Consider the following 22168-nt stretch of genomic DNA (forward strand, 5'->3'; position numbering starts at 1 on the left):
CTCTCGAAAAAGTCATGAAATCCGTTACAATATTAAGGAAGTAAACTCTGAAAAGGTTCGTACATGTCTGTTCTACAGTTGATTAAAAAGACTTTTAGTTTTGATGACCGCTCTCTTGCCCTCTACCGAGTGCTGATTGGATTCATAATTATGGCAGATGTGATTTATCGTTTGCCTGATCTCACGAACTTTTACACTGATATCGGCCTAGTCCCAAGAGCACTTTTTATGAATGAAATGGGAATGCCTTGGTCCTTTTCGTTCCATTTTGCGAACGGAAGTTTTGCTTTTGCCGTCATCATGTTCACGATCAATTTTATTTTTGGTTTGATGGTCTTTTGCGGATACAAAAGTAACTGGGGAATGTTGGGTGCCTACATCATGAATGTTTCCGTACACAACCGTAACTGGTTAGTGAACAACGGCGGTGATGATGTTCTGCGCGCGATTTTATTCCTATCTATTTGTTTACCACTGAGTCGTTGTTTTTCAGTCGATGCGGCCATGAGAAAAGAAGACAAGAAGACGACTGAGTTTAATTCTTTCTGGGTCCTGGCCTTTTTCTTTCAGGTCTTTGCCATCTATTACGTGAGTTATATTCTAAAAGATCATCCGATCTGGCGTAAGGAATGGACCGCCATTTTTTATTCTTCTCGGTTGGATATTTTTGCGACACCTATTGGTATTTGGATGAGAAATTTTCCAATACTCGGGAAAATTTCCACTGCTTTTACGATTTATCTGGAATGGCTGGGCCCATTACTTCTTTTAGGTGCCTGGTTATTTGGTAAGCGCTGGTGGATCGTAAGGACCTTGATCGTGGTTCTTTTCTGGGGCCTTCACGTTGGAATTTTCTTTACGATGACCATTGGGCTTTTCCCATTTATCTGTATCGCCATGTGGTCCATTTTCTTGCCTGGTCCTTTGTGGGACAGACTGGCACAAATCTTCAGAAACCGTGAGTATGACAAACTCACGATGTATTACGATGGAGAGTGCGGTTTTTGTCAAAAAGGCGCAAGACTGATTCGTGAATTCGTTCTTTTTAGAAGTGTTCCTATTAAGGTCGCCCAGGAAACACCTGCTATTTACTCAGATATGCAGAAGCATCATTCTTGGGTGATTGTGAACGAAAAAGGTGAAAGATTTTTTCAATACAATGCCTGGATCCAGATCATTAAACACTCGCCGTTTTTTTACTGGAGCGCCGGTTTTTTTGCTTCTAAACCGGTTTCCAGTATTGGCCAGGGAATCTATGTTTGGATCTCACATCATCGCCCCTTTATGGGAAAGGCCACTCAGTTTTTAGAGTACAAAACTGAGAAAAAAGAAATCATTTTTCTAAAATGGCTACGTGAGGCCGCTGGAGCCTTCATCCTCATCATGCTCGTCATGTGGAACCTTACGACGATTAAAAAATGGAATATTAAGGCACCATTCTGGCAAGATGCTACTCGTTGGATCCACCTTTATCAGGAATGGAACATGTTCGCTCCTTATCCAAAAATGGACAACGTATGGGTAGAGATTCCTGGTACCTTAAGTGACGGTACTGAAATGGACGTTTTAACGGGCAATAAAGATATCTACAGTATTCGTGACAAGGAATTCTATCGTGCCATCCCTAACGAGCACTGGAGAAAGTTTTATTTGAACCTTTCTGATAGAACGGACTACGCCCGTTATTATGGTGGTTTTTTATGCCGTAAATGGAACGATCGTAAGATCCGTTTTAAGAAGAACACCACACTTAGAAAGTTTGAAATCATTGTTTTCTCGCAGCCCAACCTTCCAGATGGAGGCAAAGGTGCTATAAGTCGCAAACTCTCTTGGAGGCATTGGTGTTTTGATGAAGATTACAAGCGAGACAATCAAGGAATGTTACCGCCCAAGCCATAAAAAAGGCCCTCTTTTGAGGGCCTTTTTATTTCATCTGTCGAAGCTATAAAAGCCGGCCCTCTTCTGAGGACCTTTTTTATTTCTTCTGTCGAAGCTATAAAAGCCGGCCCTCTTCTGAGGACCTTTTTTATTTCTCAGTCATGGTTGTTACGTCAAACATATCGGTCACAAGTTCCGGATGATCCACATACTTCTGACAAAGTTCCTTCATGCGTTTACTTGCTTTGTCAGTCTCGATGGCCATGGAAAGTTGAGAGAAGATTTCTAAAGCACCTGAGAAGTTTTTCTCTTGGAATTGTTTCCAGGCAGTCAGGTAAAAACTTAGGGCCTCAGGATCTTTTGTCATAGGATGATGGGGGTGAAGCACTTCGTGAATGGCCACTGGTGTAGTCTTACCTTTCACAATCACTTTATCAATCGGTCGGGTCTTAATATGAGTCAGATCCAATCTCTCAAGAGTCATATCCGAGATGAGAATCTGAGTTCCATAATACTTACAGAGACCCTCAAGACGGGCGCCTAGGTTCATGTTATCACCTAGTGCTGTGTAAGAGAAAATTCGATCAGAACCCATGTTCCCGACTGAGCATTCACCGGAGTTAAGTCCGATACCGACATTGAAAACAGGGCGACCTAATTTTTTAAACTCTTCATTGATGTCAGGAAGAATGGTGATCATCTTGATGGCACCTTCCACTGCATACTGAGCATGGTTCCCGATCTCAAGAGGAGCTCCCCAAATCGCCACAATGGCGTCACCAATATATTTATCTAGTGTGCCTTTTGTGTCGAACACGATGTCGGTCATTTTACCCATGTACATGTTAAGAGAATGGGCCAGTTCAGTCGCAGTCAGTCCCTCTGAAATTTTGGTAAAATCCCGAACGTCAGAGAAGAGGCAAGTGATGTCCATCTTCGTTCCACCCACGTGAAGCTTGTCCGGATCTTTGAGCATCTCATCAACAATAGTTGGTGCCACATAACGAGCGAATGTCCCACGGATTTGCTTTTTCTCTTTGTTGGCCTCGTAGAATTTCAGGAAGGTGTTCCATGAATAAGAGGCCACGAAACAGAAAAAACAGTAGAAAAGTTTTAATTCGTATCCCTGTGGTAAAAAGTGATATTGATCAGCGAAATAGGCCCCTGAAACAATTATGATAATCACCAAGGCATCGAGAAAAGGGTTACCAAAGCGCTGAACGAGAAGGAAGATCACCATTCCACTCAAAAGGAAAATGAGTGAATACTTCACTGATTCATTGGAGTTTTGGAAAAAGTATCCATGGAGAAGCATGTGGGCCATGTTCATGTGTGAATAGACCCCAGGCATTTTGGCATCAATAGGAGAAGGTCTGAGATCATGGGCGCCAGTGGCGGTTGAACCAATAAAAGCGATTTTGTTATTCAGAATCTCTTTCATTTTTGGATCATCAGGTGAAGCATTGATCAGATCATAAAGTGAAACTGAGGGGAATTGTTCTTCGCCGCCCACGTAGCGAATCTTGGTTTCACCACTGCGACTGATTTCCATTTTCTTGCCGTCGATTTCAAGTTCACCGGTGGCATCAGAGAAGATCTTGACCTGGTCTTTTTTATCGGTGAAGGCCTCGTAGGCGTTGAAAGAAAGCGAGCCGTAATAGATGGTGTCGATGTTCGCAATAAGTTGATACTGACGGAAAATACCGTCGCGATCTTCTTGAGAGGAAATATTTCCGAGACCCACTTCGGTGGCAACAAGTTCTGGAATCGGGAAGGTGTAGCGACCAATTTTTTTAGGGGTCATCTCAACGTTTTGACTGCGAGTATCTACAGCATCGTTGAGCATCTCTACCGGGGCCTCAGGCAGAAAATCCTCTCCTTCCCCTGCAAGGGTATAAGCGAGGAAGACACGACCGCCGCCGGCCTGGAAATTTTTAATGGAAGTGGCGAGGACAGTGTCCGGCGAAACATCTCCCACATTAGGAGATTTTTCCGGAAACATAATATCCATCGCGATGACCTTCGTGCCGAAAGCGCCTAATTTGTCGATCATCTGGGCGTGATAGGTCCGAGGAATTGGCCACATACCAAGTTTTTGAAGTGAATAGTCGTCAATTTTAACCAAGACCACTTCTTTGCTTCGGAATGTGGGATCAAGTTGAGCGCGCATACGGAAATCGTAAAAGCGATTTTCGAATGAAATGGTGTAATCGAGAAATTTACCCAGGAGAGTGGAGCTATCAATGTCCCGCACAAAGATTGACCCAAAGATACAGGCCGTGGCGAAGATAAAGATGAGAAACATCCCTAGAGAGCGTAGTGAATTTGTGATAAATTTTATTAGCATATTTTTATTGTAGGACATTTATGGAACTGGAAGTATTAAAAAATTCTTTTCACCAACACGTTAAAGATTTACAGGATCGAATCACTCGGGAAATGCAGGCCCTTGATCCGCAGCTTGTGATGAAGGAAGATCCTTGGTCACGTACTGATCACGCGGGCCATCCAGGTGGCGGTGGTATCACCAGAGCTTTTCAAGGTGAGCTTTTTGAGAACGCCGGGGTCAACACCTCGTGTGTTCATGGAAAAATTGATCCTCAGTTCGCTAAACACCTTCAAGGCTCAGGGGACGAAATGTGGGCCGCAGGGATTTCACTCATCATTCATCCTAAGAACCCACGTGTGCCAACAGTTCATGCGAATTTCCGCATGATTCACCAGGGTAATAAATTCTGGTTCGGTGGCGGGGCGGATCTTACTCCTTACTACCCATACGAAGATGACTTTACTTACTTCCATGGCATTTGGAAAAAAGCGGCCGGTGCTGATTACGAACAGATGAAAAAGACCTGTGATGAGTATTTTAATAATTCTCATCGTGGTCTAGAGATGCGTGGAATTGGTGGGATTTTCTTTGATCACTTTAATACGGGTAACACTGAAGAAGATGTGAAGAAAGTAAAAGACCTTTCTGAACATTTTATTGAATCATACTTCCCGATCGTTAAAAAACGTATGTCGGAGAACTGGACCGAGGAAGATGAAGATTTTATGCTTCATCGTCGTGGCCGCTATGTTGAATTTAATCTTCTTCACGATCGTGGAACTTTATTTGGTCTAAGAACGAATGGGCGAGTGGACTCAATTCTGATTTCACTTCCGGCCCGTTGCAAGTACTCATACCAGTACAAACCAAAAGCGGGTTCGCCACATGAAAAGATGTGGAGCTACTACACGCCACGTGCCTGGTAATTACTTCTTTAATTTTTCGAATGTCTCAGTTTGAGTTTCTAGTTCAATCGCCCCGGTAATACCTAATTCGGTATGGCCTGGGCGTCTGTAGAAGGCGAGTTTTAAAATTCGCGCAATCACAATGTTCTGCTGAATATTGATCGGATATTTCTTGTAGGGTTCAATTCGAGTTCCGTCGATAAAAACACCGTTTTTACTGCCTTGGTCCTGAATAAAAAACTCTTCGTCTTGGATATAAATAACAAAATGATCTTTGGAGATTTCATGGTGAGGAACACACCAGTCATTATGATCCGCCCGGCCGACGCTTACCCGGTCCGTTTCGATAACGTACTCGAAGGTATGCTGATCGTTCATTAGGAAAATCTTCATATTTCTATTACGGATCATAAACACCAAATCTTTAAAATATTAAGAAAAACTTTAGAATAAAGTCTAAGCCATCATATTTTCTGTCTGTCGGTTCAACTTAAGTGACCTTTAATAGTCTCATAAGAATTAAATCAAGGATTCTTTTCCATGAACAACTCCTCGGACCTCGAAACGAGAAAGTTCAGGCAAGTTTCCTTGATAAGCAAAGATATTGCTCCAATTGTCACCGAAGCATCTGACGTAACACAAGTTTCAATTAGAGATAGGATGAAGATTTTGGGGCCTGAGATGAGTCATCAGCATTCCTGCATCCGGGAAGATGCAGGAAGAAGGTATGAAAATTTTTATACTTCAGGGGCCAAGTAAACTTCGATGTCCGGATTAAATTCATCGCGGAGAATGGATCTAATGGCCTCGAGAGTTCCTGTTGTTGAACTTGGACATGTACCGCAGGCACCTTGGTACTTAACGATAAGAACATTGTCTTTATAGTCTTTAACTGCAATATCACCACCGTCGCCTTGAAGGCCCGGACGGATTCTTTTATTCAGAATTTCTTCGATTGAACGAAGCTCAGGTGAAAGGTTTGCCAGGCGCTCGGCCTCTGGATCATAGACCTTAAAGTTTGGATCATGATCTTCCAGGAAGCTTTCAATACATGTCTGTACTGCTGGCTCCAGGGAGTCCCATTCTTCGAAGCTGAATTTAGAGATCGTGATCACGTTCTGGAAGAAGTGAATCTGATCCACACCACGAAGATCGAATAATGCTGCCGCGAGAGGCACGTCTTTACAGTCCTGAGGAGTTTTAAACGATACTTTGCCTTCCGTCTTAACATCTTTATCCAAGATGAACTTAAGCGCGTTTGGGTTTGGTGTCGGTTGAACAATAATTTCTAAAGCTTGCTGTGACATAAATTACCTATTCTTTAAAAAGATCTACTGCTTTTTTAAGCGCATGGTAGAGCTGATCAATATCTTCTTTATTGTTGTAAATGGAAAACGAAGCACGACAAGTGGCCGGTACTTGATAAAAGTCCATCAATGGCTGAGCACAGTGGTGGCCAGTACGAATCGCCACACCTGATTTATTCATCATGAAAGCAATATCATGTGGATGCATGCCTTCAATTCCGAATGAGATCACAGACGCTTTATGTTCGGCCGTTCCGTAAATCTTGAGTCCAGGAATAGAAAGGAGTTTCTCCGTGGCATAAACCAATAATTCATGCTCAATTTCCATGATCTTATTGATGCCAACCTGGTTTAAGTAATCAACTGATTTACCTAGAGCAATGACTCCGGCAATCGGTGGAGTTCCCGCCTCAAATTTAAGCGGAAGAACGTTGTAAGTTGTTTCTTCAAACGTCACTCGGTCAATCATGCTACCGCCACCTTGGTAAGGGTCCATAGCATTTAAGACGTCTTCTTTCCCGTAAAGAACTCCCACGCCAGTAGGTCCGAACATCTTGTGTCCAGAGAAGGCGAAGAAATCCACATCAAGGTCTTGAACGTTAATCGGAAGGTGAGAGATTGACTGAGCGCCATCAACGAAAACCTTCGCCCCATAAGTATGAGCAAGTTTAATCATCTCACGAACTGGATTAATAGTTCCAAGTGCATTCGATACATGAACGATTGAAACCAGTTTTACTTTGTCAGAAAGAAGTTTTTTATATTCATCAAAGATGATTTCCCCTTTTTGATTAATAGGGATTTTCTTGATGATAATGCCTTTATCCTTAGCGGCCATTTGCCATGGAACAATATTTGAATGGTGTTCCATCTGAGACAACAAGATCTCATCTCCCGCTTTTAAGAACTTTCTCACATAACTCTGGGCCACGAGGTTTACTGATTCAGTAGTACCCTTGGTGAAGATCACCTGCTTGCGATCAGGAGCATGAATGAACTTCGCTATTTTATCACGAGTCTCTTCAAACTTATTGGTCGCGTTTTCTGAAAGCCAGTAGTGGGCACGGTGAATGTTCGACGTCTCTGCGCGATAGTAACGATCCATTTCCTCAATCACAGGAAGTGGTTTAAGTGTGGTATTGGCGCTGTCCAGATATGCTAAACGCTTCCCATCGACCATCTGGTCGATCAGCGGGAAATCTTTGCGGTAAGGGTTATTCTCTAAAATACTCATTACATTCTCCCAAGAGCAAATTTGCTCTCGAGGCGCTTAAGAATTAACGGACTGATAAAGTTACGTGCTTCTTCGTTTTGAATTTTAAGCACGATCTCTAGACCGAAGCCATGGGCAAGGATAGTTCTTGCTCTGTCCGCTGGAATTCCGCGGGCCTCTAAGTAAAACACTTCATCATCTGAAAGCTGGCCCGTGGTCGAACCGTGAGAACATTTCACGTCGTCCGCGAAGATCTCTAGTTGCGGTTGCGAGTGGGCCTGGGCCTTCTTAGAAAGAAGAAGGTTCTTATTTAATTGTCCCGAGGCCACACGTTGGGCCTTAGGGTGAATATGAATTTTTCCAGTGAAGATTCCTTTTGAATCTCCATCTAAAATGCCTTTTGCCATCTGGTCTGAAGTGGTGTCGGCCGCTTTGTGATTGATCACAGTACTGATGTCCGAGTGCTCAGATCCATTAGTGAGGTATAAAGCATATGACTCTGCATGAGCACCGGCCGCATTTAGATTCATTTGAAGATTCTTGCGGTTAAGCTTTCCAGAAGCATTAAAGATCAAACTTCTAACAGTGGCGTCTTTTGCCAGTTCAGCGAAGACTGAACTGTGAGTGATGCCTTCTTCGCTTCCCTGGTCCATTTGAATGTGTTCAACATTGGCGCCGTCATGAGCAAGAATGTAAGTCTCATTGACGTTTGCATAAGAACCACCGCCTAAAGTTTCTTCGATCAAAGTCACCTTAGAAAAGTGGTGAGCAAGAACCACAACCGTTGGAGCAGATAGACCTGCCTTGTTCATCGAGTGAACAATTCTAATCGGCGTTTTTACTTCTGCGTTCTTGGCCACTTCCAGGATGATCCCATCATTCAATAGAGCGTGATGAAGATGTGAAAGAGCGTTCTCTTCTTTAAAAAGATTCTTAACCTCTTCAAAGTGGTCTTTTAGCTTCTTAACTTTTACTCCTGGGATGTTGAGTTCCAGGGTCGTTAATTCGCCGTTTTGAAAAGAGAGGGCCGAATCCGTTAGCGAACCAAAAAATGTTTCAAGATTAGTGAATTTGTAACCATCCAGAATCGGAGAGTTAAATCCGTTCTTTTTAAATAGTGAAAGCTCGGCGTTTCTGAAATCTTTCAGGGCCCCTGCGCTATCCTTAATATGTTGATCTGCCAGAGCAGATAAGTTTTCAATATTCATTATTTTACTCCAGAGATAAGCCAGTCATAGCCTTTCTCTTCAAGTTCCAATGCTAGAGATTTATCGCCTGATTTAATGATCTGACCTTTATAAAGAACGTGAACATAGTCAGGAACGATATAATCAAGAAGACGCTGATAGTGAGTGACAAGAATAGTGGCGTTGAAGCGACTCTTAAGCGCGTTCACACCGTTTGCCACGATCTTAAGGGCATCAATATCAAGACCAGAATCTGTTTCATCAAGAAGTGATAGACGAGGGTTAAGAATCGCCATCTGAAGAATTTCATTTTTCTTCTTTTCACCACCTGAGAAGCCTTCATTCACTGAACGCTCAAGGAATGATTCATTCATCTCAAGGATTTTAAGTTTTGTACGAAGGTGTTTTAGGAAAGCTTCATCGTCCATCTTGTCCAGACCCTGGTGTTCGCAGATCTGATTGAATGACTCTTTTAAGAATGTGAAGTTAGACACACCTGGAACTTCGATAGGGTATTGGAAGCCCAGGAACACGCCTTCTTTTGCTCTCTCAGCTGGATCAAGCTCCAGAAGGTTTTTCATTTTACCGTTGATTTCGAAATTAATCTCACCACCAGTTACTTCATAGGCCGGGTGGCCCGCGATAACTTTTGATAGAGTAGATTTACCAGAACCGTTAGGTCCCATAATGGCGTGAACTTCACCTTTCTTTACAGTCAGGTTAATTCCTTTAAGGATTTGGTTACCATCAACACTTGCACTTAGATTTTTAATTTCGATCATAAATTATCCCACGCTATTTTCTAGTTTCATTTCGATTAGTTTTACTGCTTCCACTGAGAACTCTAGAGGTAGAGTCTTAAATACGTCCTTACAGAAACCGTTCACGATAAGTGAGACAGCTTTGTCCTGCGAGAAACCACGCGACTGAAGATAGAAAATCTGATCAGCGCTGATTTTCGAAGTTGAGGCCTCATGTTCCACGATGGCCGTATTATTTTTTACATCAATAAAAGGGAAGGTGTTGGCCGCACACTCGTCACCAATGAGCATTGAATCACATTGAGAGTAGTTACGAGCACCAGTTGCAGAAGGCATGATCTTTACCAGACCGCGATACACGTTCTGAGATTTTTCTGCCGAGATACCTTTTGAAACAATGGTTGATTTCGTGTTTTTACCCACGTGAATCATCTTTGTTCCAGTATCGGCCTGCATATAATGGTTCGTAAGGGCCACTGAGTAGAATGAGCCTTGAGAGTTCTCTCCCAGAAGTACACAAGAAGGGTATTTCCAGGTGATCGCAGATCCGGCCTCTACTTGTGTCCAGGAAATTTTTGAGTTCTTACCACGGCACTGACCACGTTTCGTTACGAAGTTATAAATACCGCCCTTACCTTCTTTGTCCCCGGCGTACCAGTTCTGAACTGTTGAGTACTTGATCTCAGCATCGTCCAGAGTGATAAGTTCAACGATCGCAGCGTGAAGTTGGTTCTCATCACGTTGAGGGGCCGTACAACCTTCAAGGTAGTTCACGTAAGAGCCCTCATCAGCAACGATGAGTGTTCTTTCAAACTGGCCCGATTCTTTGGCGTTAATACGGAAGTAAGTTGATAGATCCAATGGGCAACGAACACCCTTAGGGATGTACACGAATGAACCATCAGAGAATACCGCCGCATTCAGGGCCGCATAGTAGTTATCTGAATAAGGAACAACTGTTCCTAGATATTTTTTAACTAGATCAGGATATTTTTCTACTGCTTCAGAGATTGAACAGAAAATAACGCCCACTTTTTCTAGTTCTTCTTTATGAGTTGTACCCACAGAAACTGAATCGAATACCGCATCCACGGCCACGCCCATAAGACGCTTTTGTTCCGTTAAAGGAATACCAAGCTTCTCGAAAGTTTCCAGAAGTTCGGAGTCCACATCGTCTAAAGACTTATACGTGTCTTTCTTTGTCTTAGGTTTTGAGTAGTAGTAGATATCGTTAAAATCAATTGGTGGGATTTTACAATACTGCCACTCAGGGTGAGTCAGAGTTGTCCAATGACGGAAGGCCTTAAGTCGGAAGTCTAATAACCATTCAGGCTCATTTTTCTTCTGAGAAATGAGGCGAACGATGTCTTCCGATAGTCCTTTCGGGAACTCTTCAGTTTCAATGTCAGTGACAAATCCGTATTTGTAATTGTCCTGTAGTTTGTCTTCAATTTTCATAAATTCACCTTATCAACCAGAGGGCAGTGCTCAACTTTCTTCTCTGGTAATTTCTTCAATGCCAGGAGATTGTCTTCCGCTAATAGTTCATTCAATGTCAGGGCATTGAAGATATTGATCAAATAATCGTTTAAACGCTTAATGGGCTGAGAGATATTACACTTGTGAAGAAGTTCACATGGGCCCTCATGACAATCCATCATGAAGCTCTTTCCTTCAATCAGCTCAACTAGTTCCATATAAGTCACTTGCGAGAGATCACGGGCCAGCGAGTAACCACCTTTCACACCTTTCTGAGAGTGAAGGATGCCAACGTTGTTCATTAGCTGCATCACTTTCGCTGTCGTATCAAAAGGAGTTTCGAAACGGTCACACACTTCACGAGCAGTCGTGAGATCTGACTTATCTTTTTCCTTCATGAGCATGAGGACCATCAGGGCATACTCGACCCGTCGATTGATCTTAATCATATGAAATACGCCTATTTTTAGCCTATTTATGTCTTTACCGGCATCGTAACGTAAATAGGGCGAATTAGCACCTATTTTTTACCCATTGAAATCATTAGAGTTGTTTGACATATGAAACAGTGCTCATGAATTCCTGACTAAAACCGATAAGTGCCTAGAATATGAAAAATCTAACCTTTTTAGTCATGCTTTTTGCCTTTGGGGCCTGGGCCGAACCAGAAGAGAAATTTGATCCGCAAGAGGACCAAATCTCCGATAAATATGAGGCGGGTTTGCACCTTATTTATGACTGTAAAGATGGGCATTGGGTCTGTGTTAGGAAAGAATTTTATAAAGAATGTGAAGAATCACGAGCGGAAGGATTGGCCAAGAAGCAAGTGAGATTGAACTGCGCTCCGATAGGACCTATGGCCTCAAAAAAGGCCTGTTATCAGAGAGTGCTTTATCTAACGACCCACAATCATGGCCATCGGTTCTGTATTAATGATGAATGGAAGGAAAAGGCCTACGAGTGATTACTCGTACATTTCTTCTGGAGTAAGAGGTTCATCTTCGGCCATTTTTTCTCTGACCGCCCAGAATGCCACCGTCGCAATAAATGTTAATGTCAAGGCCAGAAAAAACATGTTCTTCATATTGAAGTTCACATTTTTTTTTGTCTCTTTTTTGATTTCGACTTTTGCTTTTTTTGTTTTCTTAGGCAACAGAGCAGTTGCAGTCGAAGTCAGATTATGCTCGGCCAGGGCCTCTGGGGCACTTGTATTCGCATTTAAATTGCTGGGCCTAGCATAAGCGCGGGTGCTGTCTTCCATGTCGATCTGAAGGCTTTGGACGGCCCCAAAAGACAGGTTTAAATAAATGGGTAGAGGAGTTGGTGTATCAGCTTGAATGCGTTTATCGTCGAGATAAACACCATTCATACTTCCAAGGTCAGTGATAAAAAGCTTTCCGCCCACATTTTCAATAAGGCAATGCTTTCTCGACATCCCATCATGGGGGATAACAATGTCTGCTTGGCTGGATCTACCGATAGTAAAACTAGGTTTATCTATGGTGAAATCCTGCTCTTCACCGTTTATGAGTTTAAAATGCAATCTCATAAACTATAGTATAGAGAAGAGACAGGTCTTTGGCAAACGGCGCCTTAGTCTAAAGGCGCCAGCCATACGTCAAATACATCACCAGTTTTTGTTTTACCGTTTTCCACATAAGTGAACTTACTCTTCTCACGAGCTCTAGCTCGATCTTCAAACTTCGTTACATCACGAGTTGAATATTTGAGTGAAATAGAAGCAATCCCACGGGACTTCAGAGGTTGTAATTCTGAAGCATCAGATTGACCGTCACCGTTTTTATCATTCCAAAGTTGGAGTGAATTAAAGACCTCATCTTTGGCATCAATCACGCCATCTTTGTTTTTGTCATAAACACCAAGAGCAAGGAAACCGTTCTCGTGTTTATCATCTTGACCGAAAAGCTGGCTGTTCTTTGTGATTGTTGTTTCACCTTTACCAAGTTTTGCGAGGAAGTATCCTGGAGCATCTTTTTCAGGCCAGTTTACGCGTGTTCCTTCTTTAACACCATAAAGTGGGAACAGAGACACACCATCAAACTTAGGAACTTGTTTATCAAAGAAGAACATCAGTGGAGAGTAGTAGCCACCACAGAAACCCTCAGAGCCTGGGAATTTTACTTGAGTCGTAAAACTTCTATAAGCAGAGGCCTCATCGAATGATTCAAGCTCACGAACAGCTGCTAGTCCACGTCCACCTTGAACATAAGAAGTATGGTGTCCTGGAGGTTTTGGAGCAGTGATTTTTCCGTGACGAACGGCGACCTTGCTGCTCAATGAATTAAGACTGTCGTTAATCTTGATTTTGATATTGTTGGCCGAGGCAATGATTTCAGCATTTGTTACTTCTGTACCGGCCTTATAGAGCTTAATCTGGTTACTAATATCTGGCAGAGTTGAAGGGAAGTAGCAGCTTACAGCGTTTGTTTTAAGCTGGCCGTGTTTGTCGTTGGAAGTGAACTTATAAAGACAAACGATTCTACTATCCACGTCTCCTGCACCAATTCTTTGGGCCATCATCGGAGAACCTGCATAACGGTCAAAGTCTGCACCACCATAACCTCTAGGGTTATGGCTGGTTAACCAGTCTTCTAATTTGTAGTTGAATGACCCTACGTTTGGTAAAGAACAAGTGATGTCTTTGTAACCGGCCACATTCATATTTTGACCTTCATTGAAAGAACAGTCTGCACGAACACCACCTGTGGCATATGTGGCATTTGCAGGGAAATGAATTTCGAAAGTATCCTTCTTGCTGGCATCATCTGGATTGATGATAGTGAAGTACATTTTCACTGTCTCAGATGGATTCAATTGAGTTTGAACGGGATAAGCACGGAGGTTTGTTCCGTAACAATAGGGCTTAATCGTAAGCTCTAAATTACAACCACCAGCACCGCAACCAGTTTTACGGTTTTGGCCAATTGGCGGTGGAACGGGGCTTGCCGAACCAAATGGCGTAACACTGAATTGTGCATAGGCAGGTATTGAAACTGCTAAAACCATAAAAAAAGTGATCATTTTCATAAAGACCCCATTTGTATTGCTTACTTATTATTTAAACTCTTTTTTAGTCGAACTTTCTTTAATTTGTAGTCGATGATGGAATTCGAAATGTTGCTCCTCGAGAATACAATAGATTGGAGGCCTGTCATTAAGATTACGCCTTTTTGGAACTTGATTCTGCCGCCAACTAAAGTTGCTCGTGCTCGTCTTAATTCGATTAAGTGGTCAGGAGATGTAGGGTTTGGACGTTCCAACCAGTACTGAACGATTTCAACTGGAGCGAGGGTTGTGCGGTTATCGTTTCCAGGGATATAAGGCAATTTATCAAAGAAGGTCTTACTTGATTCTAGACCACCAGAGATATCAACCGTGGCCGCACAAACATAATCTTTATTCGGACGACAGATTTGATAAGCAGACTTAATAAGTCCCGTCGGGGCCCCTTCAATTGGATAGTAGTTCATATCAACTTCGTTATCACTAACTCCACCTAACATTTTGTAGGGTCTTTTAATGATGAAGTTACAGGTACCGGAGTTTTCGCAGGTCACTTTACAATTACCTGAGGCGGTCATGGAATGAACGGGCGACAAGCAATCATAAAAATCCATCTCCGAAGTCAACATGAGAAGACGTCCTTTCTGCCAAGGAGAATCCACTCGCTCAGGAGATTTTGTAATGGAGTAGTTCGCATCTGCTTTCTGCCAATTGATTCCGGCATACGAACGATCAGGTCCGTAAACGAGGTTTGGGTCGATGGTAAATTTTAGGCTTTCTTTCCCCTGAGGTCTTTTAACAATGATGTAGAAAGAACGAGATTTTACGGCCCCGGGTTTAATGTCCAAGGTCAGTTGACGGGTACACGTGCTATTTCTACAAAACTCGTTCTTGGCGAGAGCGAAGAATGGAAGATTGTTGTCATCAGCGAGATTGACATAGTTGAAGCTAGGTTCACCCGACAGCAAATCATAGGTGAGTGTCTTTGAAGCTCCGAAGCGGGCAATTGTATTGATGATGTCTTCGCTTAAGACCTTGGTCTCTTTTTGAGAAAATTCATACAGGTTAACACCGATGAGTGCCATGAGTCCCGTAAGACCCAGTGCCATCATCATTTCTACCATCGAAAATCCGTTTATTCTTTTCATGGGTCCTTCACAATGAATACATATTCTCTGAATTGATTCGGTAAAAGCTCTCTATGAGTCATTCGGAGAGTTACCTTATAGAGACCTCGGAATTCCATCGAGCCCACCTTGAAAGGTGTTACAACATAACCGATTTTTCCAGGGCAATTGGGATAGGCCTCAAGAGGAATCATCCCATCGTTGACCCAGCAGAGGTTCAGACTTTTGTCGACGGCCTCATAAGACGTGTTGTTCAAAAAGGCATCAGGTTCGAAATCAATTTTCTCCATCATGATGTTCGATCTGATGGAGCCAATGATCCCTGAAATCATGTTTTCGAGGTTGGCGTTTTTATCCACCACGGCCTTCTTGTTGGTAAGGTAATCAATCCCATTAAGGATAATGAAACTACCCACAGAGGCAATGGAGATACCTACAAGTATCTCTAACAGGCCCATACCTTTTTGGTTGTTAAATAGCTTTTTCATCTAATCATATCCACTCGAGAATCTTCTCGAATGACCCATTTTTGAATTCTGTTTACTTTCTGAGACGTCATCGCGTCCCCAGGATTGGCAATACCGATGTCCGGATCAACTGTGGTCCAGCTGAAGTTGTTAGGACCGTTACTCACCATATCCATCGGGCTACAGGCATTTACCTTCGCCAGAATGGCCGGATTTTCTTTTAGATCTTTCCAGGTATAGCTCATGAGAAGCGCCGTATTTTGGCAAAGACCTTTTGAGCTACTAAAATCCGTCATCACAAGGTCAGTGGCCTTGGTGTCCCAAATACTGTGCCAATGGACCTCCGTTGAAGCATCGACCGGCTGAATAAGATCTTTTACAATAAAGGTTCCGATCATATAAAGCGGTTGACTGCGGCCGCCTTCAATCACCAGCTTTTCACAAACATAAAAACCATAAACACGATTACGCTCTTTCGGAATGATACATTCCTTTACTACTGATTTAGAGTAAGAGGCCGCGTGACCTTCGAGTATAGGAAGCTTCGGATCACTTGGAACAACGAACTCGATAGAATCAATAGGATCATGGTTTGGTGTGTCCACTTGAGCACCCGGAGGAGTGTTGGCATAGTTCCAGGCAAAGTTTGTACTACCAGACATGTCCAGGTCCCAGTCCGCAATACCCATTCCTGAAGGACAGTTTAGTTCATAGATCTCTTTTGGTCGTGGATCTGTTTTGCTGTCAGGATCATTGGAGAAATTATCGTATGTGTCGGTTTTCTTCCAACGATCAACACTTAAATTGTTATTTGGGTTGAAGTCAGTCACAAGTGTAAGATCGCTGCCGCTATTACCGGCAAGCTTTAACCTTACAGTACGGTCCCATTGTCCATAGTGGTAAGGAGAGAAGTCAAAACGGAATTCTTCCTCATCATTGGATAATTTCATGCGGGCAAGATTAAAGTAGGTCTTCCATTGATCAGTGTAATTAAAACTCAGGGTCTTCATATTTAAAACGAAGCCCTCACTGGTCGTATAGTCAGAGATTTGAAACGAGGCGACCGGTTGCTTCGCTGGATCCTTAAGCTCTTCCTTGATGGAATTGAGCTTTTGGATCAGATCTTTACGTGCATCATCGTAGTCCTCGTAGGCCTCTTTTGTATCTCTACAGCTGAAGAGCAGGCAGTCATCTTTTTTTGAATAGCCCCAGTCAACGCAATCACCGTTAGAGTCCTCGTCACACTCATCTTTAAATTCATCACCTTTATCTTTAAAGTCTTTGAATTCTTCCAATTGGGAGAAAATGTGGTTTGATGTAATTGCAAAAGAATAATTATTCTTCTTGGCGTCTTGGATGGCCTTAATCTGGCCATTGATAAAGCTCTCAGTAACATCAAGTTTCTCGAGATTGATTTCAAGTCTCGCTTCAGAGCCAACACCCATCATACCTCTTAGTGTTCGATTGTCATTTCTCAGTCTGAATTCCCCTAAAGAGGTCGTGCCTTCTGGAGGAGTCGGAAGAGACATTTTAATAATGTAATCTTCTGGAGTTCCAAAAGAACTGTCATTTTCAGAGATGACTCTCGGTAAAATGCCTGAAGCTTTAAATCTGTTTCTGAGGTTAAAACCCAGACGAATCTGTTGGGAGTTATTATTTCCAGAATTGGAAGTATTATAAAAGTTAAACCCAAGACGAGAATAGTTGTTCATACTTGGCGTGGTTTGAACTTTTGTCTCTTCAATACACTGCTTTAACAGCTCCTGATTAACGGCCGTAGTTGAAGTATGGTTAAAGAGATTATGAAATCCTTTGTCCTCGGTTGCGTCCAGGTTCAATCCACCCAGAAATCCCCTAAAATTTGGATAGTTGTCTTGTTTCGATAAGTGAGGATGGCCACGATCAGTAAAGGTGTAATCTGAGCCGTTACTGTTTACCACACGACCGGCCCGAAATATGCTGCCTGTTCCTCCGCCTGAGTTATACATACCAAGAACGAGCGGAGCATAGAAAATACTTCCTTGGTTTTTATCAAAACCATCCGGAGGCAAAACCAGGTCTCCGGCCACATAAACCGGACTATGGAATTCGTTATTTGGTTTTGTATCTAGGTTGCCGTATTTAAGAAGAGAGAAAGTGTGTAAGCGTCTTGGATAGAAAGTATAGTATGACGTCGATTCGGCCGTTCTCATCACCGTACAACTGAATCTTGTACGTGAAATATCGGTCGAAATATTGATACCAATTTTTCTTTCTTCACCGGCACCGATATTATTGTAGTCCTTGACCTGAAAGATTTCGATATTCACTTCGTTGATACAGTCCCTCACGCTTTTAGCGATGAGATAGAGAGGATGCTGATCCGTCATGTCCTGAAGGACCGCTTGAGTTACCTTGAATTTAAGTTTTCCATCTGTCGGATAAACATCTTCATAAGTCAGTTGGCGTGAGGCCTTGGGAGGGGTTTGGTGAAGGCGAACATAGTTTAATGCTAGGATACGGTTTGCGTTTTCAGCGTTAGGCATGCTGGTTAATGTCGTACCGATGTTCTCAGGTCCCCATAGAATTCTCTCAAGGTTCCCGGGATGAGTCACGATGTCTTCCATGGTCTTACCAGCACCACAGTCGTTAGAAAGCAGAAGATCTGTCACTCCATTGTTTACAGAGAGACACCAACGTTCACGAATCCCGTGGATGAGATAATCATTTAAACTTGAAATGAAAACGCGGTAATCAATTGTTGATTCGGCCTTCTTCTTTTCACTGTGAAGTTTAGGCAGCATTTCAGTTGTCACGTATCCAAGACCACCCAGGGCCAGGGCCACGATCATAACCATATAGAGGAGGGACACACCCGCTTGGTTTTTTAGAATCTTAGAAAAATATTTCATAAGTAATATTAACTCTCAGAATGGAGTTCCAAACAATATAAATTTTAATTATTGTCTTATTATATGTTTAGGAAGGTAAAGTTACATTTTTACTAGTGGAGCACTTAAGGTTAAGTGAGTCTAATTCTTGTCAGGGGCCATGAACCAGGCGACTGCTAGAATGAGTATACCTAGAGCGAGAAAGAACCACTTTTTGCGAGATGATTTCACCACTTCAACAGGCGGTTCATAGGTGACAGGATTGCGCGGTCTTTTCGATATAGGCTTTTTCTCCAACTCGAGTGTAACAGAAGGCTTGTTAAGTTCAAGACGGGCAATTCGTATCGTGGCAGTGAAGTCACCACTAGGGGCCACATCTGAACTTACAATTTTATTATCTGGGCCAGGAGACCCGGCCTTGTTGGAGATTTCACACTCTAATTTCCCGAGTGAAAGTGAAGCATTTGGTGGAATAAGGGTCTTGGTGCTGGGAGGAATTCTCTGGCCATTAATGGTAACGCCATTGGAGCTTCCAAGATCAGTGATGTAAAACACATCTTTTTCTTTACTGTAATCAATCTGACAATGTTGTCTGGAAATTGAGTCATGCGGGATGACTAAATCACATTTAGGGGAACGTCCCACCACCACAGATTTTTTGTGGGTCGTGAGGTCCATTGCTTTATCAAATTCAATCTGAACTGATAGTCTTATCATTTACATTTTCTCTGGGGCCTCAATTCCTAGAAGCGCTAAACCTTGTTTCAATGTCAGGGCCGTGGCCTTAGACAGCATCAAACGTGAAGAGCGCACTGGCTCTGGGGCCGACCCCACCGGACATTCAGCATAGAAGCTATTATAGGCCCGAGACAGGTCATATAAATAGCCGGTCAAGGCCGAAGGTTTGTATTGGAGAGTGGCCTGTTCCACGACCTGATGAAAATTCATAAGTTGCGCCACTAAATCTTTTTCTTGTGGAGCAGTTGCATGAATTTCATTCGAGACTGGAGCGCCAAGTTTATTCACCATTGAATTAATTCGAGCATAGGCATACTGAATGTAAGGGCCTGATTCACCATCAAGCTTCAACCATTCTTGCATATCGAAAACGATCTTCTTACCTGGATCAATGCGGGTCATGCCGTACTTAATGGCGCCTTTAGCAACGATCTGAGCGGTGTTTTCAATTTGTTCCGGAGTCCATTCATTCACATAACGATTAAGGTATTGCTCCTTGATCATCTTCACCATGTTTTCAATGAGTGACTGAAGAGGAACGATGTTTCCTTTACGAGAACTCATGGCCCCATCTGGAAGTTCCACGAAATCATATTGAAGGTGGAAACACTTCTTGGCATTTTCAAAGCCCATAAGCTCAAGCACTTTGAAAACTTGTTTGAAGTGATGTTCTTGACGTTTATCCACCACGTAGATGTTTTTCTCAATGTGATAGTCTTGAAACTTACGTCTAGCGAGTTCGATGTCTTTCGTGGCGTAGAGCCCATTACCATCCGACTTTAAAAGCATACAGAAGCCAAGCTTATAGTCTTCCAGGTTAACACCCACGGCACCCTGATCTTCAACGAATAGACCTTTCTGCTGATATTCACGTGCTAGTTTTACTGAGGCAGAATCAACTTCTGATTCCCAGTACCACACATCGAATTTTACATTGGCCCAAGTGTAAACTTCGTTCATGAGTTCAATTGACCACTCACGAGTTTCCTTCCATAGGTCGTAATATTCACCAGATTTTTGTTCTAGTTGTTTTAGGATGGCGGTTAATTGCTCACGGTTAGAAGCTTCTTTTTCTGTTCCGCGCTCGTCTTCAAGTTTATTGTGGCCGGCCGTATAGAGAGTTCCAAGCCATGCGCCTTTCTTCGTTTTAGGAATTTCACCTTTATAGTGGAACTTTAAATACCAAAGACATTTCGCCACGTGAGTTCCCACGTCTCCTGGGAATGTTGAGGCCACGATATCAAAACCAGAATAGCGGTGAAGACGAATAAGTGCGTCCCCCAGACAAAGGTTTCTCATGTGACCTACGTGCATTTCTTTGTGGGTATTTGGTTGTGAGTATTCGATCATTGTTTTCGGCGTATTTTCTGTAAGCTTCTGCTTAAACATATCTCCGCTTAGGATTGATGGAATAATCTTTGAGGCGATAGCGTCAAAATTAAAAAAGAAATTGAGGTAAGGCCCCATGGCCTTCTTTTCTGTGATAAATTTTGGAAGTTCAGTGAATGCTGCTTCCAGGGATTTTGCGGCCTGGGCCGGATTGGTTTTTGCTTCTTTGGCGATTTGGAAAAGAGGGAATGCTAGATCGCCGGCCTCTTTAGATGGTGTGGCACCAAATAATCCGTAGGCCTTCTCCCAAGGAAAAGTAATGGAAAAAGTTTTCTCAATGATAGGGGCAATAGCAATCGCAAGCTCTTTACGAAACTGATCGTGATATGTGAACACGGGTGTCCTCGGGTCAAAAAAATTATAAAAAGATTATCTAATCAATCTTGATAGACATCAAGATATGTTTTCCAATATGAGGAATTGAAAAGAACTCACCAGTTGGTTGGAAGCCGACCTTGGTATAGAAACCCATGGCCTTTTCACGGGCATTACACCACAAGAGTGTGCATTGGTTTTGTTTGATGACCGGAAAGGCCGTTCTTAAAAGGGCCGAAGATAGACCCTGCCCCTGATATTCAGGAAGAGTGGCCATGCCACGCAGGCGATACTGATATTGATCCGGAAATTTTTCGTTACGTTCAAAATAAAACGAAGCAACGCTCACCAGCTTCTTGTCCACAAAGGCACCCAGGTGAAAAGTCATTTCATCGTTATCACCCTGGAAGATGCAATCATCGAGCGTACCATTAGGACGCAGCATCTTGTGTCTGATGTGATGGGTATCAATAGGTTTAATTCTTAAAACTTGCACGCATCGAGATTAATGCTAACGATGTGATTTGACAAAGAAAAACCTGATTAAAATATTGAGACGCGAATTAAGTGCTCGAGTCCAAGTCGTCCAACAGTTTGAACAAAGGTGCTAAACACGACATTCGGAATTTTAGATTCCGGACCTCGCCAGTCGGTTTTGAGACCCAAAAGACAGTACTTTCCAACGTCATGAACGATCACGGTTCCTTTCAAATCTTTCAAAAACCCTTTTTCAAAAACAAATGGATAGTGACCTGGCTTGGTGATTCGTGGAATTTTAAATTCCACTACCATCGGGAATGGAAGAAGGGCGTGATCTATCGTGAAATTGAGTCTCTGTGTTTTGTCATCATAGGTACTGCTTTTAACAAAATCCATGTAGTTGTGATAATTCTCATAGAGAGAAAGTTTTCTCATGGCCCGAATGCAATTGCGTGGATGGATACCGGAAACAAACAACATCATTTGTTGTTCTTTCGGTGTTGGTGAATCGACTTTACCTACTGAAATAACTTCGCCTTTTAATAAATCTTCGATTTGTCCTTCTGAAGGCGTATAAAAAGGTTTAAGCTCGTCCAAAATTGGTTTATCAAAACTTGCAGAAAGATTCACTCTGGTCTGAGATAAAGAACTTTCATTGATAAAGAAACTCAAGAAAAGAAATAAAAATCGACATCTCAT

20 protein-coding genes are annotated in these 22168 nt (G+C 42.6%); 3 read left to right on the top strand and 17 right to left on the bottom strand.

Features of this window, described 5'->3' with window-relative positions; translation table 11 throughout:
* Positions 1 to 63: 63 nt before the first annotated feature.
* The gene (locus ACJVC5_RS15335; RefSeq protein ID WP_408096412.1) at positions 64 to 1899 is read left to right on the top strand and encodes a DCC1-like thiol-disulfide oxidoreductase family protein; all 1836 of its coding nucleotides are present in this window, start codon (positions 64 to 66) and stop codon (positions 1897 to 1899) included.
* A 127-nt stretch (positions 1900 to 2026) separates the two neighbouring features.
* Here the strand turns inward: ACJVC5_RS15335 and ACJVC5_RS15340 are convergent, their stop codons facing one another.
* Complete coding sequence (locus ACJVC5_RS15340) at positions 2027 to 4225, bottom strand: CHASE2 domain-containing protein (protein WP_408096413.1); 2199 nt, start codon at positions 4223 to 4225, stop codon at positions 2027 to 2029.
* Positions 4226 to 4245: 20 nt separating this feature from the next.
* Between ACJVC5_RS15340 and hemF the strand changes: the two genes are divergently transcribed.
* Positions 4246 to 5133 (top strand): oxygen-dependent coproporphyrinogen oxidase, encoded by an 888-nt coding sequence (gene hemF, locus ACJVC5_RS15345; protein ID WP_408096414.1) that lies wholly within the window; start codon positions 4246 to 4248, stop codon positions 5131 to 5133.
* Here hemF and ACJVC5_RS15350 read toward each other — a convergent pair whose 3' ends face one another.
* The 7 genes from ACJVC5_RS15350 to ACJVC5_RS15380 all read right to left on the bottom strand — a co-directional run bounded on the left by ACJVC5_RS15350 (position 5134) and on the right by ACJVC5_RS15380 (position 11508).
* Positions 5134 to 5505, bottom strand: coding sequence for an FHA domain-containing protein (locus ACJVC5_RS15350; protein ID WP_408096415.1), 372 nt, complete (start codon positions 5503 to 5505; stop codon positions 5134 to 5136). It lies immediately after the preceding gene.
* A gap of 344 nt (positions 5506 to 5849) precedes the next feature.
* On the bottom strand, positions 5850 to 6419 hold the full coding sequence (locus ACJVC5_RS15355) for a NifU family protein (protein WP_408096416.1): 570 nt from the start codon (positions 6417 to 6419) through the stop codon (positions 5850 to 5852).
* 7 nt (positions 6420 to 6426) lie between these two features.
* Positions 6427 to 7653 carry an aminotransferase class V-fold PLP-dependent enzyme gene (locus ACJVC5_RS15360; RefSeq protein ID WP_408096417.1) on the bottom strand — a complete coding sequence of 409 codons (1227 nt, stop codon included), beginning with the start codon at positions 7651 to 7653 and terminating at the stop codon, positions 6427 to 6429.
* Positions 7653 to 8840: a Fe-S cluster assembly protein SufD gene (gene sufD / locus ACJVC5_RS15365; protein ID WP_408096418.1), complete on the bottom strand. Its 1188-nt coding sequence runs from the start codon at positions 8838 to 8840 to the stop codon at positions 7653 to 7655. Before sufD ends, ACJVC5_RS15360 begins: the two co-directional genes overlap by 1 nt.
* Positions 8840 to 9601 (bottom strand): Fe-S cluster assembly ATPase SufC, encoded by a 762-nt coding sequence (gene sufC / locus ACJVC5_RS15370; RefSeq protein ID WP_321389922.1) that lies wholly within the window; start codon positions 9599 to 9601, stop codon positions 8840 to 8842. The genes sufD and sufC overlap by 1 nt, the downstream gene beginning before the upstream one ends.
* Before the next feature lie 3 nt (positions 9602 to 9604).
* Positions 9605 to 11038, bottom strand: a complete 1434-nt coding sequence (gene sufB / locus ACJVC5_RS15375; RefSeq protein ID WP_408096419.1) for a Fe-S cluster assembly protein SufB — start codon at positions 11036 to 11038, stop codon at positions 9605 to 9607.
* A complete protein-coding gene (locus ACJVC5_RS15380; protein ID WP_408096420.1) occupies positions 11035 to 11508 on the bottom strand; it encodes an RrF2 family transcriptional regulator in 474 nt (157 codons plus the stop codon). The genes sufB and ACJVC5_RS15380 overlap by 4 nt, the downstream gene beginning before the upstream one ends.
* 161 nt (positions 11509 to 11669) lie before the next feature.
* Here ACJVC5_RS15380 and ACJVC5_RS15385 point away from each other — a divergent pair, with 161 nt between their 5' ends.
* Positions 11670 to 12023 carry a hypothetical protein gene (locus ACJVC5_RS15385; RefSeq protein ID WP_408096421.1) on the top strand — a complete coding sequence of 118 codons (354 nt, stop codon included), beginning with the start codon at positions 11670 to 11672 and terminating at the stop codon, positions 12021 to 12023.
* On the opposite strand, the gene ACJVC5_RS15390 is transcribed toward ACJVC5_RS15385, so the two are convergent.
* The 9 genes from ACJVC5_RS15390 to ACJVC5_RS15430 all read right to left on the bottom strand — a co-directional run bounded on the left by ACJVC5_RS15390 (position 12024) and on the right by ACJVC5_RS15430 (position 22141).
* Entirely contained in the window at positions 12024 to 12608 is a 585-nt protein-coding gene (locus ACJVC5_RS15390) for an FHA domain-containing protein (protein ID WP_408096422.1), read from the bottom strand.
* A 44-nt stretch (positions 12609 to 12652) separates the two neighbouring features.
* Positions 12653 to 14107 (bottom strand): hypothetical protein, encoded by a 1455-nt coding sequence (locus ACJVC5_RS15395; RefSeq protein ID WP_408096423.1) that lies wholly within the window; start codon positions 14105 to 14107, stop codon positions 12653 to 12655.
* Positions 14108 to 14127: 20 nt separating this feature from the next.
* Entirely contained in the window at positions 14128 to 15231 is a 1104-nt protein-coding gene (locus ACJVC5_RS15400) for a hypothetical protein (protein WP_408096424.1), read from the bottom strand.
* Positions 15228 to 15698, bottom strand: a complete 471-nt coding sequence (locus ACJVC5_RS15405) for a hypothetical protein (protein WP_408096425.1) — start codon at positions 15696 to 15698, stop codon at positions 15228 to 15230. The genes ACJVC5_RS15400 and ACJVC5_RS15405 overlap by 4 nt, the downstream gene beginning before the upstream one ends.
* Positions 15695 to 18568: a hypothetical protein gene (locus tag ACJVC5_RS15410; RefSeq protein WP_408096426.1), complete on the bottom strand. Its 2874-nt coding sequence runs from the start codon at positions 18566 to 18568 to the stop codon at positions 15695 to 15697. The genes ACJVC5_RS15405 and ACJVC5_RS15410 overlap by 4 nt, the downstream gene beginning before the upstream one ends.
* 120 nt (positions 18569 to 18688) lie before the next feature.
* Positions 18689 to 19264, bottom strand: a complete 576-nt coding sequence (locus tag ACJVC5_RS15415) for an FHA domain-containing protein (RefSeq protein ID WP_408096427.1) — start codon at positions 19262 to 19264, stop codon at positions 18689 to 18691.
* Positions 19265 to 21010, bottom strand: a complete 1746-nt coding sequence (argS, locus tag ACJVC5_RS15420) for an arginine--tRNA ligase (protein WP_408096428.1) — start codon at positions 21008 to 21010, stop codon at positions 19265 to 19267.
* A gap of 37 nt (positions 21011 to 21047) precedes the next feature.
* Entirely contained in the window at positions 21048 to 21485 is a 438-nt protein-coding gene (locus tag ACJVC5_RS15425) for a GNAT family N-acetyltransferase (protein WP_408096429.1), read from the bottom strand.
* A gap of 47 nt (positions 21486 to 21532) precedes the next feature.
* Complete coding sequence (locus ACJVC5_RS15430) at positions 21533 to 22141, bottom strand: hypothetical protein (RefSeq protein ID WP_408096430.1); 609 nt, start codon at positions 22139 to 22141, stop codon at positions 21533 to 21535.
* Positions 22142 to 22168: the final 27 nt, after the last annotated feature.

The sequence above is a fragment of the Peredibacter sp. HCB2-198 genome (genome assembly GCF_045999315.1).
GTDB lineage: Bacteria > Bdellovibrionota > Bacteriovoracia > Bacteriovoracales > Bacteriovoracaceae > Peredibacter.